The organism is Elusimicrobium sp. (assembly GCA_015062115.1).
GTDB lineage: Bacteria > Elusimicrobiota > Elusimicrobia > Elusimicrobiales > Elusimicrobiaceae > Avelusimicrobium.
Map to the genome: position 1 here is coordinate 23,446 of SUVG01000002.1, position 14,043 is coordinate 37,488.

The following is a 14,043-nucleotide window of genomic DNA, read 5'->3' on the forward strand; positions in this document are numbered from 1 at the left end:
TTATGGCTACTAAACAAGAAAGATACCAATACAGAAAAGACCGCAGCCGCGGACATCTTTTGAGAAACGGTGCCGTCCGCCCGAGACTCTCCGTTTACAGAAGTCTTAAATACATTTACGCCCAAATTATTGACGACAACACCCACAGCACTTTAGTGTCTGCTACCACGTTGTCTAAAGAATTTGAAGGCAAGTTTGAAACCTCCGCCAAGAGCATCGAAGCGGCGAAAGCCCTGGGTGCCGTCATCGCCAAAAAAGCGATTGAACAAGGCATTACGGAAGTAATGTTTGACCGCGGCGGACGCGTTTACCATGGCAGAATCAAAGCTCTTGCTGATTCCGCCAGAGAAGCAGGATTGAAATTCTAAGGTCATAGGTGAATTTAATGTCCAATGAAACGCTCGTGAAAAGCGACAACAGAAAAGAAGCGAAAGGCAAAAGAGCCGAGTTTCAAAAAGCAAAACCGGCGGTAGAAGGTAAAACCACGGTTATCCACGTTGCCAGAACGGCCAAGGTAGTCAAAGGCGGTAAACGCTTTGGCTTCCGCGCGCTCGTAGTAGTCGGAAACGGCTTGGGCAAAGTGGGCGTTGCTATTGGCAAGGCGAATCAGGTTCAGTTGGCTATTGCTAAAGCTGAATCCCATGCGCGCAAACACATGATCACGTTCCCGATCGTGGGCGAAACCATTCCGCACGAAACCATCGGTAAATTCGGTGCCGCTTCCGTGTGGATGAAACCCGCGGCCCCCGGTACCGGTGTAATCGCCGGTAGCGGTGTGCGCTTGTTGTTTGAAGCTGCCGGTATCAAAGACGTGTTGGCCAAAAGCCTTGGCAGCACGAACCCGTGCAACTTGGTCTATGCGACCTTGGAAGCTTTCAAACAATTGAAAAGCAAAGAAACCGTGAACGCTGTGCGCGGTAAAGCCGCCCCTGTGGCTGAAGCCCCCAAAGCGGAAACCGAAGCCGCGAAGGCCGAATAGTTTTGTGGAGAGATAAAAATGGTAACTTTGAATAAACTTTTCCCTAAACATGGGTCTAGAAAAGAAAAAAGACGCTTGGGCTTAGGCCCCGGTTCCGGTTTGGGCAACTACTGCACCAAAGGGATGAAAGGTCAGTCTTCCCGCTCCGGTAACACCCGCAAAGAAAGTAAAGAAGGCGGACAAATGCCTCTTATCCGCCATACGCCGAAAAGCGGCTTTTCCAATAAAGATTTTGCCAGACGTTTTGATTATGTAAACGTTGGCTCTTTGGAAAAAGCCTTTGCGGCGGGTGCCGAAGTAACCCCCGAAGCCTTGAAAAAAGCCGGTATCATCCATGATGTTACCCGCGTGAAAGTGTTGGCCAATGGTACCATCACGAAGGCTTTGAAAGTGTCTGCTCACGGTTTTTCTGCCACCGCCAAAGCGGCGATTGAAAAAGCCGGCGGCACTGTAACTGTTATTGAACAAAAGACCAAATAATGTCTAACAACACAGTTGCAAATATCTTTAACGCCCCCGAACTCAAGAAGAGACTTCTCTTCTTGATCGGGGCGTTGGCTGTTTTCCGGATTGCCGCTGCAATCCCAATACCCGGTATCAATACGGAAGTTTTGAAACAAATGTTCGCTGCCCACCAAAACGGTATTCTCGGTTTTATGAATATCTTTTCGGGCGGTGCTTTGGGCAGATTTTCCATTTTGGCTTTGGGTATCATGCCGTACATTAACGCCTCCATCATTATGGGGTTGGTGCGCGGGGCTCACATTTTCCCGGCATTAGACCGCATGCATAAAGAAGGTGAATCCGGCAGAAGAAAAGAAAACCAGATTACCCGTATTTTTGCACTGTTTTTGGCCCTTTTACAAGGGTCTATGATGACTTTTGCCATCACGCGTGTGGAAGGCGCGGGCGGCGTATCGGCGGTAGTGAATCCGTCTTTTATGTTCTTCGTCACCACTGTGCTCACCCTGGCGGCGGGCACGATGTTTGTTATGTGGTTAGGTGAACAGATTACCGAAAAAGGGGTAGGGAACGGTATTTCTCTTATCATCTTTGCGGGAATCGTAGACCGCTTGCCCGGTGCTATTATGGAAGTGGTCAACCGCGTGAAAACGGACGAAATGGACTTTTTTATGGCGCTCGTTATTTTCGGTGCGGCTATTGTTATTACGGCTTTGGTGGTGTGGTTGGAAACGGCCCAACGCCAAATCCCGGTGCAATATGCCAAACGCCAGGTAGGGAACAAAACCTATGGCGGGCAAACCAGTTATTTGCCGCTTAAAATCGATCAAAGCGGTGTAATTGCCGTAATCTTTGCCTCCTCCGTTATTTCCTTGCCGTTAACGATTGCCAGTTTCAACCAAGAAGCTCCTTGGGCGCAAAAGTTGTTGGAATCTATGAATCATAGCAGCGCGCTGTATATGATTCTGTTTTCCGCGCTCATCATTTTCTTCTGCTATTTCTACAATTCGATGACGATTAACCCGTCCGATTTGGCTGATAACATGAAGAAATGGGGCGGTTTTATTCCGGGTATTCGCCCCGGAGAACCCACCAAGAATTACATTGAATGGGTGATGAACCGCTTGACCTTCTGTGGGGCTATCTTTGTGTGTTTAATTGCGGTCATGCCGGACGCTTTCCGTGCGAAATTCGGCGTGGACTTTTATTTTGGCGGAACGGCGCTCCTCATCGTTGTAGGGGTAGCGTTGGATACGGTCGGCCAAGTACAAGCCCACTTATTGGCCCGCAACTATGAACCGTTGATGAAAGGCTCCAAACGGATTAAAGGCCGCTGGTTTAACGTCGGTCAATAAGGTTTTAATCAATTTTGCTTTTGTGCTTTGTGTCGGTTTTTAATCGCACTTGGCACAAAAGCAACTTTTGTGAAATACTGTTTTTTGAAAAGTTTTAATTTGCCGTAAGGACGATTTTGCGTTTGGGTCTGTGAGGGCCTAAACGCAAAGTTGTCTGTAAGTTAATGAGGATTGATAGAAAGTGAATATTGTTTTGATGGGCTGTCCGGGTGCGGGAAAAGGCACCCAATCAGCAAAGTTGCAACAAAAGTTTGATTTACAACATATTTCCACGGGAGAAGTCCTTCGTAAAGAAATTGCATCCGGTTCGGAGTTAGGCAAACAAATTGCCGGGATTATCAATAACGGAAATTTAGTACCGGACGAAATGATTGCTTCCATGTTGGAAAACAAAGTCAAGAATACGGAAAAAGGAATTATTTTTGACGGATTCCCCAGAACGGTGGCACAAGCCCGGGTGTTGGACGAAATGATGAAACGGTTGGGCCGCGATCTTACCCATGTGGTAATGATTGATTTGCCGGAAGGGGAAGTGATAAACCGTATTTGTTCCCGCCGTCAATGCAAAAAATGCGGAGCAATTTTGCATGTGGATATAAAGGCTCCGTTGGCGAACTGCCCCGTATGTGAGGGGGAATTATACACCCGTGCAGATGATACGCCGCAAAGCGCCAAACACCGCTTGGAAGTATATCATCGCGATACTTTACCGGTGAAAAATTATTATCTAAACAGCGGGAAATATGTGGAAGTAAAAGGGGATCAAACCCCCGAACAGGTTTTTGAGGACATTGTAAAAGTCCTTGAGAAGGTAAAATGATTGAAGTAAAAAACGAAAGCGAAATCCAAAAAATGCGTGAAGCCGGCAAAGTTACCGCGGCGGTTCTTAAGTTGATGACCGAAATGGTAAAGCCCGGTGTGTCCACGCTTGAGTTGGACATCGCAGCCGAAAAAACGATTCGTTCCTTCGGAGCGACACCGCTTTTTCTCGGTTATTACGGGTTTCCGGCCAGCATTTGCGCCTCGGTAAATGAAGAAGTCGTGCACGGAATCCCAAAAAAAGATAGAATATTAAAGAGTGGTGATATTATCAGTATAGATACAGGAGCCCGCCTTGACGGTTTCTGTTCTGATGCCGCAATCACCCTCGGCGTGGGAGAAGTTTCTGATGAGGCCCAAAGATTGATGGACGTTACCAAAAAATCTTTGTATAAAGCAATCGGCCAAATCAAACCGGGCCGTCGTTTAGGCGATGTGCAAAACGCGGTGGAAACTTTTGCCAAGTTACATAATATGGGTTTGGTTCGCGATTATTGCGGGCATGGTATTGGCCGTAATATGCACGAAGAACCGAGCATACCGAACTTCGGTAAGCCGGGTACCGGCCCTGTGTTACAAGCGGGAATGGTACTCGCAATAGAACCCATGTTGACTGCGGGAACTTATAAAGTCAGGGAGTTGGATGATGGCTGGACGGTGGTTACAATGGACGGCAAATATGCGGCCCATTTTGAACACACGGTAGCCGTTACCGCTAACGGCAGCGAGATTCTCACTGCTTTTGAATAAAATGCTTCGCGCTTCCGTAAAAGGAAAAGCGCGGATTGCGTTTGTTCTGGATTTATCCGCACTCGGAGTTGTATGAGCGATAAAATCGAAATTGAAGGTAAAGTTCTGGAAGCCCTGCCCAACGCAATGTTCAAAATTGAAATACCGGGCGGTAAAGTAATTCTGGGACACATATCCGGCAAAATGAGAGTTCATCATATAAGAATTCTTCCGGGCGACAAGGTGAAGTTGGAACTTTCCCCATATGATCTGACCCGCGGAAGAATAACTTATAGGGAGAAATAAATGAAAGTTAGAGCCAGTGTAAAAAAGATATGTCAGAAATGCAAAATCATTAAACGCAACGGCGTCGTCCGTGTGGTTTGCGAAGTCGCGAAACACAAACAGCGCCAAGGTTAATTTATAGGAGTTTTATAAAATATGGCTAGAGTCGCAGGTATTGATTTACCGAAAAACAAAAGAATAGATGTCGCGTTGGAATACATTTATGGCATCGGCAAGAAAAACGCGAAAGAAGTGCTTGCCAAATTAGAAGGCCAAATTGATCCCGCCACCCGCGTGAAAGATTTGACCGAACAACAAGCCGGTCTCTTGAACACGATCTTGCAAAAAGAATACAAAGTTGAAGGTGAACTTCGCCGTGAAGTTGCCCAAAACATTCACCGCATGATCGAAATTGGTTCCTACAAAGGCCAGCGCCACCGCCGCAATCTGCCCGTCCGCGGCCAACGCACCAAAACCAACAGCAGAACCCGCCGCGGCAGAAGAAAAACCGTGGGTTCCAAAACCAAATAACTTTAGAAGGATTTAATATATGGCAGAAGAAAAAGTAACAACGTCCGCGGCTAAAACTGCGGCGAAAGGTAAAAAGAAAAACGCGAAAGCCCCTGCTTTCGGTGTCGTGCACATTTACTGCTCGTTCAACAACACGATTGTAACCGTGTCTGACGATAAAGGTAACACGATTGCTTGGTCTACCGCCGGTTCTCACGGCTTCAAAGGCACCAAGAAAAGCACTCCGTTTGCTGCGCAAATCACCAGCAACAAAGCGGCCGAAAAAGCCGTTGCGCTCGGTATGCGCGAAGTAGCCGTTAAGGTCTGCGGGCCTGGTCAAGGCCGCGAAACCGCCGTGCGTGCCGTACAACAAGCCGGCCTTATCGTGTCTTCCATTAAAGACATTACCCCCATCCCCCACAACGGATGCAGACCGCCCAAAGCCAGGAGAGTATAAAATTTATGTCTAGATATACAGGACCCAGCTGCAAAAAATGCAGAAAATTAGATTGCAAACTTTTCTTAAAAGGAACCAAATGTTACACCAACTGTGTGATTGACAAATTGGCCGCCGTTACCAAACGTGGCGGTAAAGTAAGAAAAGCCAAAATTTCCGAATACGGTATCCGCTTGCAAGAAAAACAAAAAGCCAAATTGCAATCCGGTATGTCGGAAATTCCGTTTCACAATATGTTTGCCGCCGCGGCCAGAGCCGAAGGCCAAACCGGTGAAAACTTCCTTCGCAAATTGGAAACCCGCTTGGATAACATTGTGCGCCGCTTAGGTTTTGCCGTTTCTTTGAAAACCGCCCGCCAAATCGTTCTCCACGGTTATGTGACGGTAAACGGTAAATCGGTAAATGTTCCTTCTTACCAATTGCGTATTGGTGATAAAGTAACCTTGGATAAATCCTTGGCCGAAAACGTACAAGTGAAACAAGGTTTAACCGAAACCGAAAAACGCAACCAGCGCCCCAGTTTCTTGGAATATGACGCGGAAAAATTAACCGGTAAACTTTTGAGATGGCCCGACAGAGCGGAAATGTCCTACCCTGTCAATGAGCAGCTGATTGTAGAATACTATTCTAAATAGTTTGGAGGCTTATAATGGCTTTGAACGAAATTAAACTTCCCCAGGCGATTCAATTAGAAGAAAAAACCGCGTCCGACTTTTACGGCAAATTCATTGCCGAACCGTACGAAAGCGGCTATGGCCACACTGTAGGTAACTCTCTGCGCCGGATTTTGCTTTCCGGTATGGAAGGTGCCGCTGTTACCGCCGTCAGAATCGCCGGTGCCGTGCACGAATTCAGCACGGTTCCCAATGTCCGGGAAGATGTTATCAACATTTTGCTCAACCTCAAACACCTTCGCGTGAAGATGGAAGGCAAAACTCGTGAATATTTGCAATTACACGCCGCCAAACCCGGTGTTGTAACGGCCGCCGACATTGAAGAAACCGACGGGGTTGAAATTGTCAATAAAGACCTGGTTTTGGCTACCTTGGAAGTAGGTGGCAGTCTGGAAATGGAAATTGAAATTTCCCGCGGTAAAGGCTATGTTCCCGCTGAAGATTTGGCCAAAGTCCAACGCCCGGCCGGGTTTATCCCCATGGACGCGTTGTTTTCCCCGATTGTGAAGGTTCACTATGATGTGGAACCTGCCCGTGTCGGCCAGAAGACGGACTATGACCGCTTGATTTTGGAAATCACCACGGACGGCACCTTGGCTCCTGCTAAAGCGCTTCACCGTGCTGCGGTGTTGTTGTCCAAATCCTTGCACATTTTCACGATTGAAGGAGAAGAAGATTGCGTAGCTACCACTAGCGATGAAGCCGTGGTAGAAGAAACCGTCGCTACCGGGGTAAACACCTCCAGCGCCGCTTCTAAGCAAGATGAGTTGTTGAACCAATCTATTGAATTCATCGAACTCTCTTCCCGCTCCATCAATTGCCTCAAGTCCGAAAACATCAACACGGTGCGCGACTTGGTGAAAATGACCGAAGATGACTTGAAAATGATTAAGAACTTCGGTGCCAAATCTATGGACGAAATCAAAGAAAGACTCGCCGAAATGAATCTTTCTTTGGGTATGAAATTTTAAGGAGTAAGTTTTAGTATGATTAAGAATACCGGATACAGAAAACTTGGCAAGACTGCGTCCCACCGCAAAGCGATGCTTAACAACATGGCTACCAGCATTATCCTTCACGAAGAAGTGACGACGACCGTGCAAAAAGCCAAAGAAGTAAGACGCGTGGTGGAAGGACTCATCACTTTGGCCAAGGCCAATAACGAACGCGCCGCTAAAGATACTTTGAAAGATGCGACCGCCGTTAAAAAACTGTTTGAAGTGTTGGCTGTCCGCTATGCCAACCGCGCCGGCGGCTTCTGCCGCATTTACCGCGCGGGGCTGCGCAAAGGCGACAACGCCGAAGTAGCCATCATCAAATTGGTTGACTAGGGGAAACTAAATGGTAATAGACTATCTCGGGGGACTTTTTTCTTCTGACTTGGGAATGGACCTTGGCACGGCCAACTGTCTTATCTATGTCAAAGACAAAGGGATTGTGCTACGCGAACCTTCTGTGGTTGCCGTGGAAAGAGAAACCGGCGAAGTGAAGGCAGTAGGCTCTAAAGCCAAGCAAATGCTGGGCAGAACCCCCGCCAACATTGTGGCCGTGCGCCCGATGAAAAACGGTGTAATTGCGGACTTCGAAGTTACGCAAGAAATGATCCGCTATTTCATTCGCAAAGTGCATAGCCGCAGCAGTCTGTTACGCCCCCGGATTGTTATTGGTATCCCTTCGGACATTACCGGCGTAGAACGCCGCGCAGTGGACGACGCCGCCCGTCAGGCCGGCGCCCGGGAAGTATATTTGATCGAAGAACCCATGGCTTCGGCCATGGGTGCCGATTTGCCGATTGCGGAACCGCACGCCAGCATGATTGTTGACATCGGCGGCGGCACAACGGAAGTGGCCGTCATTTCGCTGGGCGGAATGGTCGTAGCCAAATCTATTGATGTTGCCGGTGACGAGTTGACCGAGTGCATTGTGCAGTATTTCCGCAAAAAATACAATCTGATCATTGGCGAAACCACCGCCGAGGAAGTAAAGATTAACTTGGGTTCCGTTTATCCCTTGAAAGAAGAAAAATCCATGGAAGTAAAAGGACGCGACCAGACACAAGGTTTGCCGCGCACCTTGACGGTTACTTCGGAAGAAATCCGTCAGGCTTTAATGGAACCGGTGCGGTTGATTATTGATGTAATCAAAAGCACCTTGGAAGAAACCCCGCCGGAATTGGCTGCTGACCTCGTAGACAGAGGTTTGGTGGTTGCCGGAGGCGGAAGTCTTTTAAGAGGAATTACGGAGTTAATCCGTAAAGAAACGGATATCCCCGTCCACCGCGCGGCTGATCCTCTTAGTTGCGTGGCGTTGGGCACGGGTAAATTTTTGGAACAACTGAACGAAAAAGGTTCCCGTTTCTTCGGTTCCCGCAGTAAATCTTTCTAGCCTAGGGCTTTTGAAACCATTTAAGCGGACACGCGTTCTGTAAAAGGGACCGTGTCCGTTTTTTTATTTGGGCACACAAACCGAAGGCCAAGTGCCTTGAGATTAAAAACAAACGGGCCGCACCAGCCCTAAAACGATTTTTATTTTTATGTTGCATACCAAAAACAAACAACGCAAAAAAACCTCTTCCGGCGCGCGCAGACGCTTTTTGTTGCCGGCGGTGTTTTTGTTGCTCTCTTTTTTGCTTATGATTTTGCCGTTGGAAGGCTTTGTTTCTTCCGTCAAGGCGGTTCTATCGTATATTTTTATTCCGCAAATTCGCCTTGCGCACGGTACGGCTAAATATGCCGAAAACGTACATCAAACGGTACAGGAGTTGCTCAATACCCATCGGGAAAACGGCGAACTGAAACAACAGTTGGAAATGAACCGTTTGGAAGCCCAGCAATCTGCCAGTGTTTTTGCCGAGAACGAACGCTTAACCCAAATGATGAACCTGAAATCTAATAAAAGATGGAACGGGGTTTGGGCGAAGGTGGCGTATCGGGAGCCCAGCCAGTGGAACTCGGTTATTATCGACAAAGGTTCAGCTGACGGAATCAAAGAAAGAAGCGCCGTTATTTCTGTGGAAGCCGGGAAAGAAGGATTAGCCGGCGTGGTGGTGGAAGTGACGGAAAAAACTTCTAAAGTTTTGTTAGTGCGAGACGAAGATTTTTCTGCCGCCGTCTTTTTGGAAGGCGGTAAAGAGGAAGGCCTTTTAACCGGAAACGGTTTGCGTCCGGTACGCATTAAATATATCCCGCTTTTGACGAAGGTTCAGCCGGGGGACAAAGTCTATACGGCCGCCACCAGCAGTATTTTCCCGGCGGGTATTTTGGTGGGAGAAGTGAGTGCCGTCCGCGGCGAAGACGACTTCCAAACCGCCTTGGCGGTGGAGGTTATCCCACAAGTGCGTTCCTCTGCGGTAAAAGAAGTTTTTGTGATTTTGGAAGGAGGGGAAAAGTAATTTATGTGGAGTTTTTGTAAACTGATTTTGCTTTTTCTGTTGGCAACCGTATGCCATTGGGCGTTGGCTACCTTGTTCTCTTTCTGCGGTTTAAGCGTAAATATGATGCTTGTTTTTGCCGTGGCTTTTTGTGCAGTGTTAAAGCCGGTTTTCGGTTATTCCGTTGCCTTTTTATGCGGACTTTTTTTAGATTTTTTCGGCACAAAATTATTCGGCAACAATGCTTTTTCCTTTACGGTAGCCGCTTGCACGGTATATGCGCTTGCTCAACGGTTTGATTTTGAGGCCGTTTTCCCGCAAATGTTCAGTGTGTTTGGTTTAACCATCGGGGTTGCCGTATTAAATACATTGCTTTTGTACTGGTTTACTTCGTCTGCCATGTGGCCCGGTTTTTGGAGTTTGTTAGGCGGGGCGGTGGTAGTTTCTTTGGTGGCGCCGGGCGTTTTTTGGTTGGTTCGCCGGGTGCTGGGGCAAGGAATCGTTTGCCGTTAACCTGTCCGGAAGGATAACAAATGGCCGTTACTAAAATTTTCTTTAATATGCGTTTGAAGGTAATGATGGCACTTGCCTGTATGGTATGTGCCGTGATTGCTTTGCGCCTTATAGATATTCAGGTATTACGCCATCAAACTTACCTGCAAATGGCCGAACGGAACCGTACCCAGGTAATCTATCAAACGGCTCCGCGCGGACGCGTATTTACCGCAGACGGTGTAGCCGTGGCTTCTAACGAGCCTTCTTTCAGTTTTTATTATCTCGCCGCCGGGAATAAAGATCCGGAGTATTTAAGCCGCTTGGCGCACGATTTTGCCCCTCATCTTAAAATGACTTCCGAAGAAGTATTGGAAAAATTGGAAAAAGGGGTAAAGAGCGGCAAAGCCACCGTGCTTGCGGAAAACCTTTCCACCAAAAGCACCGTAGCCTTGCAGGAACTTCAACTGTATTACCCCGGTGTGTATTTGGTGGAAGAAACCAAGCGCAATTATCCGTACGGCGGTTTTGCCAGCCACTTAATTGGCTATTTGGGAAGTATGGACGACCGCGAGTGGCGCAAACGCGACCTAAAAATGGGATACCGCTTAAATTCCAAATTGGGCAAGAACGGTATTGAGAAAAAATTTGAAAAAGAACTGAAAGGCCGAGACGGCGGTGTTTATTTGGAAGTAGATTACCGCGGCCGTGTAAAAAGCATTATTGAAGATAAAAAATGGGCTGCCGGAAGCGATGTGTATTTAACGCTTAATTTTGATGTACAAAAAGCGGCGGAAGAAGGCCTTAAAAACTCCCTTACCGGAAGAGGCGCGGCCGTTGCGTTAGATCCCCGCACGGGGGCGGTACTGGCCCTGGCCAGTGCGCCTTCGTACGACCCGAACATTTTTGTTCCGTACAGCGATGAAGAATTTCCCAAAAAATCTAAAAAAATCAGCGAATATAACTTGGCAATTCAAGGTATTTATCCGCCTGCCTCCACCTTCAAAGTAATCACGGCCGCTGCCGCTTTGGAAGGGGGGCATATCCAGGTGGAACGCAAAATCAACTGTCTCGGTCATTACGATTCCGGCCCGCGTGTTTTTAAGTGTTGGGGCACTCACGGCCCCGTGAACTTTTTTGAAGGCATGAGCAATTCTTGCGATGTTTATTTCTACACGATTGCTTCCCAAATCGGGGCTGCGTCTATTGAGAAAATCCAACGCAAATTTATGTTCGGCCGCCAAACGGGGATTGATTTGCCGGGGGAAAAGGCGGGCAATATGTACGGCCCCACCCGCCGGGCCCGCAACAAAACTTATTGGTTTGTGGGAGATACCCTGAACCTTTCCATCGGGCAGGGCGAATTATTGGTAACCCCTCTTAAACTTGCCCAATTTGCCGCTGCTATTGCCAGCCGCGGAAATGTGTATAAGCCTTATTATGTGGAAAAAATTGTGAGCAATCAAACGGGTAAAGAAGAAAAACTGGGCAAAACCGAAATTTTACAAAAGGCCGAATTAAAACCCGAAACCTACGATTTAATTTTTGAAGCCCTGAAATATACCGTGGACAAAGGTACCGCCGCCCGCGTAAAACTGAAAGGAAAAGATGTCTATGGCAAAACGGGTACGGCGCAGAATCCGCACGGAGCCGACCACGGTTGGTTTATGGCTTTTGCCGCCGAACCGGGGCAGGAGCCTTCTATCGCGCTAGCCGTGTTTGTGGAATTTGGGGAAGGGGGCAGTAGTGCCGCCGGCCCGATTGCCCGCAAAATGCTGGAAGCCTATTTCGGTATGAATAAACCCAAGCCTGCCGCGCCTGCCCGCACGGCGGAAGATTACCGCGAATTATTGCCGGAGGAAAATATCAATGCTGTCGTTTAAAAACAAAACCGCATCCGGCCGAAGCCGTATGGATTTTTTACTTTTCGGAGCCATGATTGGACTTGTAATCATGGGGGCTTTGTGCATTATGTCGGCGGTGAACAGTTTGTCTTTTACAAACCCGGTCGTGCGTACTCACTTGGTGGCGCTGCCTATCGGGGCATTTGCCTTTTTTGTAGGGTGGAGTTTTAACTATCAAATTTATGACGAACAATGGAAAGCCCTGTATGGTTTTATTTTGATGTTGTTGGTGGGAGTATTGCTGTTCGGCTCGTATCAGCGGGGTTCTCGCTCTTGGTTTGTATTGCCGTTTTTCTCTATGCAACCTTCCGAAATTTGCCGTGTGGCTACTATTTTGGTGGCAGCCGCTTTTTTGGATAGACGCGGGCGCCGTATTCGGGAAGTGCCCACGCTGTTTGGGTTGGGAGCAATCCTCTTACCGATTTTCGGGCTGATTATGATGCAACCCGACTTCTCTTCCGTAGTGGTTACTTTGCCTGCGTTGGCGGTGCTCCTGTTTTGTACCGGGGTGAATATTTTTTATCTTATTTTGGCGGGCCTTTTTGCCGGGGTAACCGGGTTTTTTACGATTACTTGGACCTATCTTTATCTGCACCCCGAACTCATGGATTTTTGGCTGTTTAGAACTTTTTATGAACTTGGGCACAACGGGTGGTATATTACGGGTTTTTGTGTGCTTGTTATGTTGTTGGGGTACGCGGCTTGGTGGTTTTTTAAGCAACTTCGTATTTTTCTTCCGTCTATCTATTTCGTTTTGGCTACGCTTGTGGTGTTGGCGGGCTTATTCGGCGGAATGTTTGTGGATCACCAGATGAAACCGCACCAACGCAAGCGCGTGGAAACTTTTTTGGCCCCTACCGCAGACCCCCAAGGGGCGGGATACAACGTGTTACAAGCGCAAATTGCCATGGGGGCGGGTGGTGTGTTTGGCAAAGGGCTTTTTTCGGGTACCCAATCGCGCCTCGGTTTCGTGCCGGAAAAACATACCGATTTTATTTTGGCTGTAGTAGGTGAAGAGTTAGGCTTGTGGGGCACTTTGGGCGTTTTGGGGCTTTATTTGCTCATTTTATGGCGCATCATCGTGGTAGCCTACAGTTCCAGTGACCGATACGGATATTTGGTTTGTTCCGGCGTTTTCGGTATGTTCTTTACTTATGTGTTGGTAAACTTCGGCATGCTTATCGGCATTGTGCCGGTGGCAGGGATTCCGCTGCCGTTTATCTCGTACGGAGGGTCTAACCTGGTGGCCAGTTTTTGGGCACTTGGGGTAGTGCAATCTGTGTACGCAAGGCGGATTCGGGCATAAAAAGATGATGAATACGCCAAAAATTTATAAAATACGAGTAGTATTCCGTTGGTTGAAAAACCAAGCGGACAGAAACACTTTTAACGCGGTAAGAAAAATGGTGCTTACGGCTGGGTTGCCGTTTGAGCCGGCCAAAGTAAATAAAAATTGGCCGCGCTTGGCATACGGGCCGTCCCCTGCGTTGGGGCAACGGGCCGAGCGTGAGTACCTGGACATTTATTTGCAGAAGTCTATTGCGGCGGAAGAAGTACAAAGCGCATTGGAAAAAGCAGCCCCGTCCGGGCTGGAGTTACTGAGCGTGCGCAGAGTACCTTATCCGTTGCCTTCCGTGCAGAACTTGGCGGCCGCGGCCCGGTACCGGGTGGAAGGGAATTTTTCTTCCTATCAACCTGGGCGGAAGTTGGAAGAGTTTTTAAGTTCGGGGCGGGTGGAAATTACCCGTCGGGCGGAAAACGGCCTTTCGTGCGTGAAGGAATTGAGTGCGCATATCGGCCCGTGCCGCACGATATCCCCGGAAGTTGTATCCCTGACGGTTTTATCCGTGCAAGGGAAATGGATTAACCCGGAAGAAATAATCGCCGCGTGGCTGGGTTTGGAAGTTCCGGCCGGTGAGGAAAACTTTACGGTGGAAGGTTTAACTTTTATAAGAGAAGGACTTTTTTGGCAAGATTCCCAAGGGGAATTTCACCTGATTTAGGGCC

General features: G+C 48.2%; 19 protein-coding genes. All 19 read left to right on the forward strand.

What is annotated here, in order from left to right:
- Positions 1–2 precede the first annotated feature (2 nt).
- A complete protein-coding gene (locus E7027_01345) occupies positions 3–368 on the forward strand; it encodes a 50S ribosomal protein L18 (GenBank protein MBE6420781.1) in 366 nt (121 codons plus the stop codon).
- Between the two features lie 17 nt (positions 369–385).
- Positions 386–979, forward strand: a complete 594-nt coding sequence (locus E7027_01350; protein MBE6420782.1) for a 30S ribosomal protein S5 — start codon at positions 386–388, stop codon at positions 977–979.
- Between the two features lie 18 nt (positions 980–997).
- Positions 998–1,459, forward strand: a complete 462-nt coding sequence (locus tag E7027_01355) for a 50S ribosomal protein L15 (GenBank protein ID MBE6420783.1) — start codon at positions 998–1,000, stop codon at positions 1,457–1,459.
- Positions 1,459–2,796: a preprotein translocase subunit SecY gene (gene secY, locus E7027_01360; GenBank protein ID MBE6420784.1), complete on the forward strand. Its 1,338-nt coding sequence runs from the start codon at positions 1,459–1,461 to the stop codon at positions 2,794–2,796. The genes E7027_01355 and secY overlap by 1 nt, the downstream gene beginning before the upstream one ends.
- 181 nt (positions 2,797–2,977) lie before the next feature.
- Entirely contained in the window at positions 2,978–3,616 is a 639-nt protein-coding gene (locus E7027_01365; protein MBE6420785.1) for an adenylate kinase, read from the forward strand.
- Positions 3,613–4,365 (forward strand): type I methionyl aminopeptidase, encoded by a 753-nt coding sequence (map, locus tag E7027_01370; protein ID MBE6420786.1) that lies wholly within the window; start codon positions 3,613–3,615, stop codon positions 4,363–4,365. Before E7027_01365 ends, map begins: the two co-directional genes overlap by 4 nt.
- A 72-nt stretch (positions 4,366–4,437) precedes the next feature.
- Entirely contained in the window at positions 4,438–4,650 is a 213-nt protein-coding gene (gene infA, locus E7027_01375) for a translation initiation factor IF-1 (protein MBE6420787.1), read from the forward strand.
- The gene (rpmJ, locus tag E7027_01380) at positions 4,651–4,764 is read left to right on the forward strand and encodes a 50S ribosomal protein L36 (protein ID MBE6420788.1); all 114 of its coding nucleotides are present in this window, start codon (positions 4,651–4,653) and stop codon (positions 4,762–4,764) included.
- A gap of 21 nt (positions 4,765–4,785) precedes the next feature.
- Positions 4,786–5,160, forward strand: coding sequence for a 30S ribosomal protein S13 (gene rpsM / locus E7027_01385; protein ID MBE6420789.1), 375 nt, complete (start codon positions 4,786–4,788; stop codon positions 5,158–5,160).
- A 19-nt stretch (positions 5,161–5,179) separates the two neighbouring features.
- Entirely contained in the window at positions 5,180–5,596 is a 417-nt protein-coding gene (gene rpsK, locus E7027_01390; protein MBE6420790.1) for a 30S ribosomal protein S11, read from the forward strand.
- Complete coding sequence (gene rpsD / locus E7027_01395) at positions 5,566–6,231, forward strand: 30S ribosomal protein S4 (protein MBE6420791.1); 666 nt, start codon at positions 5,566–5,568, stop codon at positions 6,229–6,231. The genes rpsK and rpsD overlap by 31 nt, the downstream gene beginning before the upstream one ends.
- A gap of 14 nt (positions 6,232–6,245) precedes the next feature.
- The gene (locus E7027_01400; protein ID MBE6420792.1) at positions 6,246–7,241 is read left to right on the forward strand and encodes a DNA-directed RNA polymerase subunit alpha; all 996 of its coding nucleotides are present in this window, start codon (positions 6,246–6,248) and stop codon (positions 7,239–7,241) included.
- Between the two features lie 15 nt (positions 7,242–7,256).
- Positions 7,257–7,601 (forward strand): 50S ribosomal protein L17, encoded by a 345-nt coding sequence (locus E7027_01405; protein ID MBE6420793.1) that lies wholly within the window; start codon positions 7,257–7,259, stop codon positions 7,599–7,601.
- A gap of 10 nt (positions 7,602–7,611) precedes the next feature.
- Entirely contained in the window at positions 7,612–8,655 is a 1,044-nt protein-coding gene (locus E7027_01410; GenBank protein ID MBE6420794.1) for a rod shape-determining protein, read from the forward strand.
- 148 nt (positions 8,656–8,803) lie between these two features.
- Positions 8,804–9,661, forward strand: a complete 858-nt coding sequence (mreC, locus tag E7027_01415) for a rod shape-determining protein MreC (protein ID MBE6420795.1) — start codon at positions 8,804–8,806, stop codon at positions 9,659–9,661.
- Positions 9,662–9,664: 3 nt separating this feature from the next.
- Complete coding sequence (gene mreD, locus E7027_01420; protein MBE6420796.1) at positions 9,665–10,153, forward strand: rod shape-determining protein MreD; 489 nt, start codon at positions 9,665–9,667, stop codon at positions 10,151–10,153.
- A gap of 20 nt (positions 10,154–10,173) precedes the next feature.
- Positions 10,174–12,015, forward strand: a complete 1,842-nt coding sequence (mrdA, locus tag E7027_01425; protein MBE6420797.1) for a penicillin-binding protein 2 — start codon at positions 10,174–10,176, stop codon at positions 12,013–12,015.
- Positions 12,002–13,342: a rod shape-determining protein RodA gene (locus E7027_01430; protein ID MBE6420798.1), complete on the forward strand. Its 1,341-nt coding sequence runs from the start codon at positions 12,002–12,004 to the stop codon at positions 13,340–13,342. Before mrdA ends, E7027_01430 begins: the two co-directional genes overlap by 14 nt.
- A gap of 4 nt (positions 13,343–13,346) precedes the next feature.
- Positions 13,347–14,039 (forward strand): DUF2344 domain-containing protein, encoded by a 693-nt coding sequence (locus E7027_01435; protein ID MBE6420799.1) that lies wholly within the window; start codon positions 13,347–13,349, stop codon positions 14,037–14,039.
- The last annotated feature ends 4 nt before the right edge of the window (positions 14,040–14,043 follow it).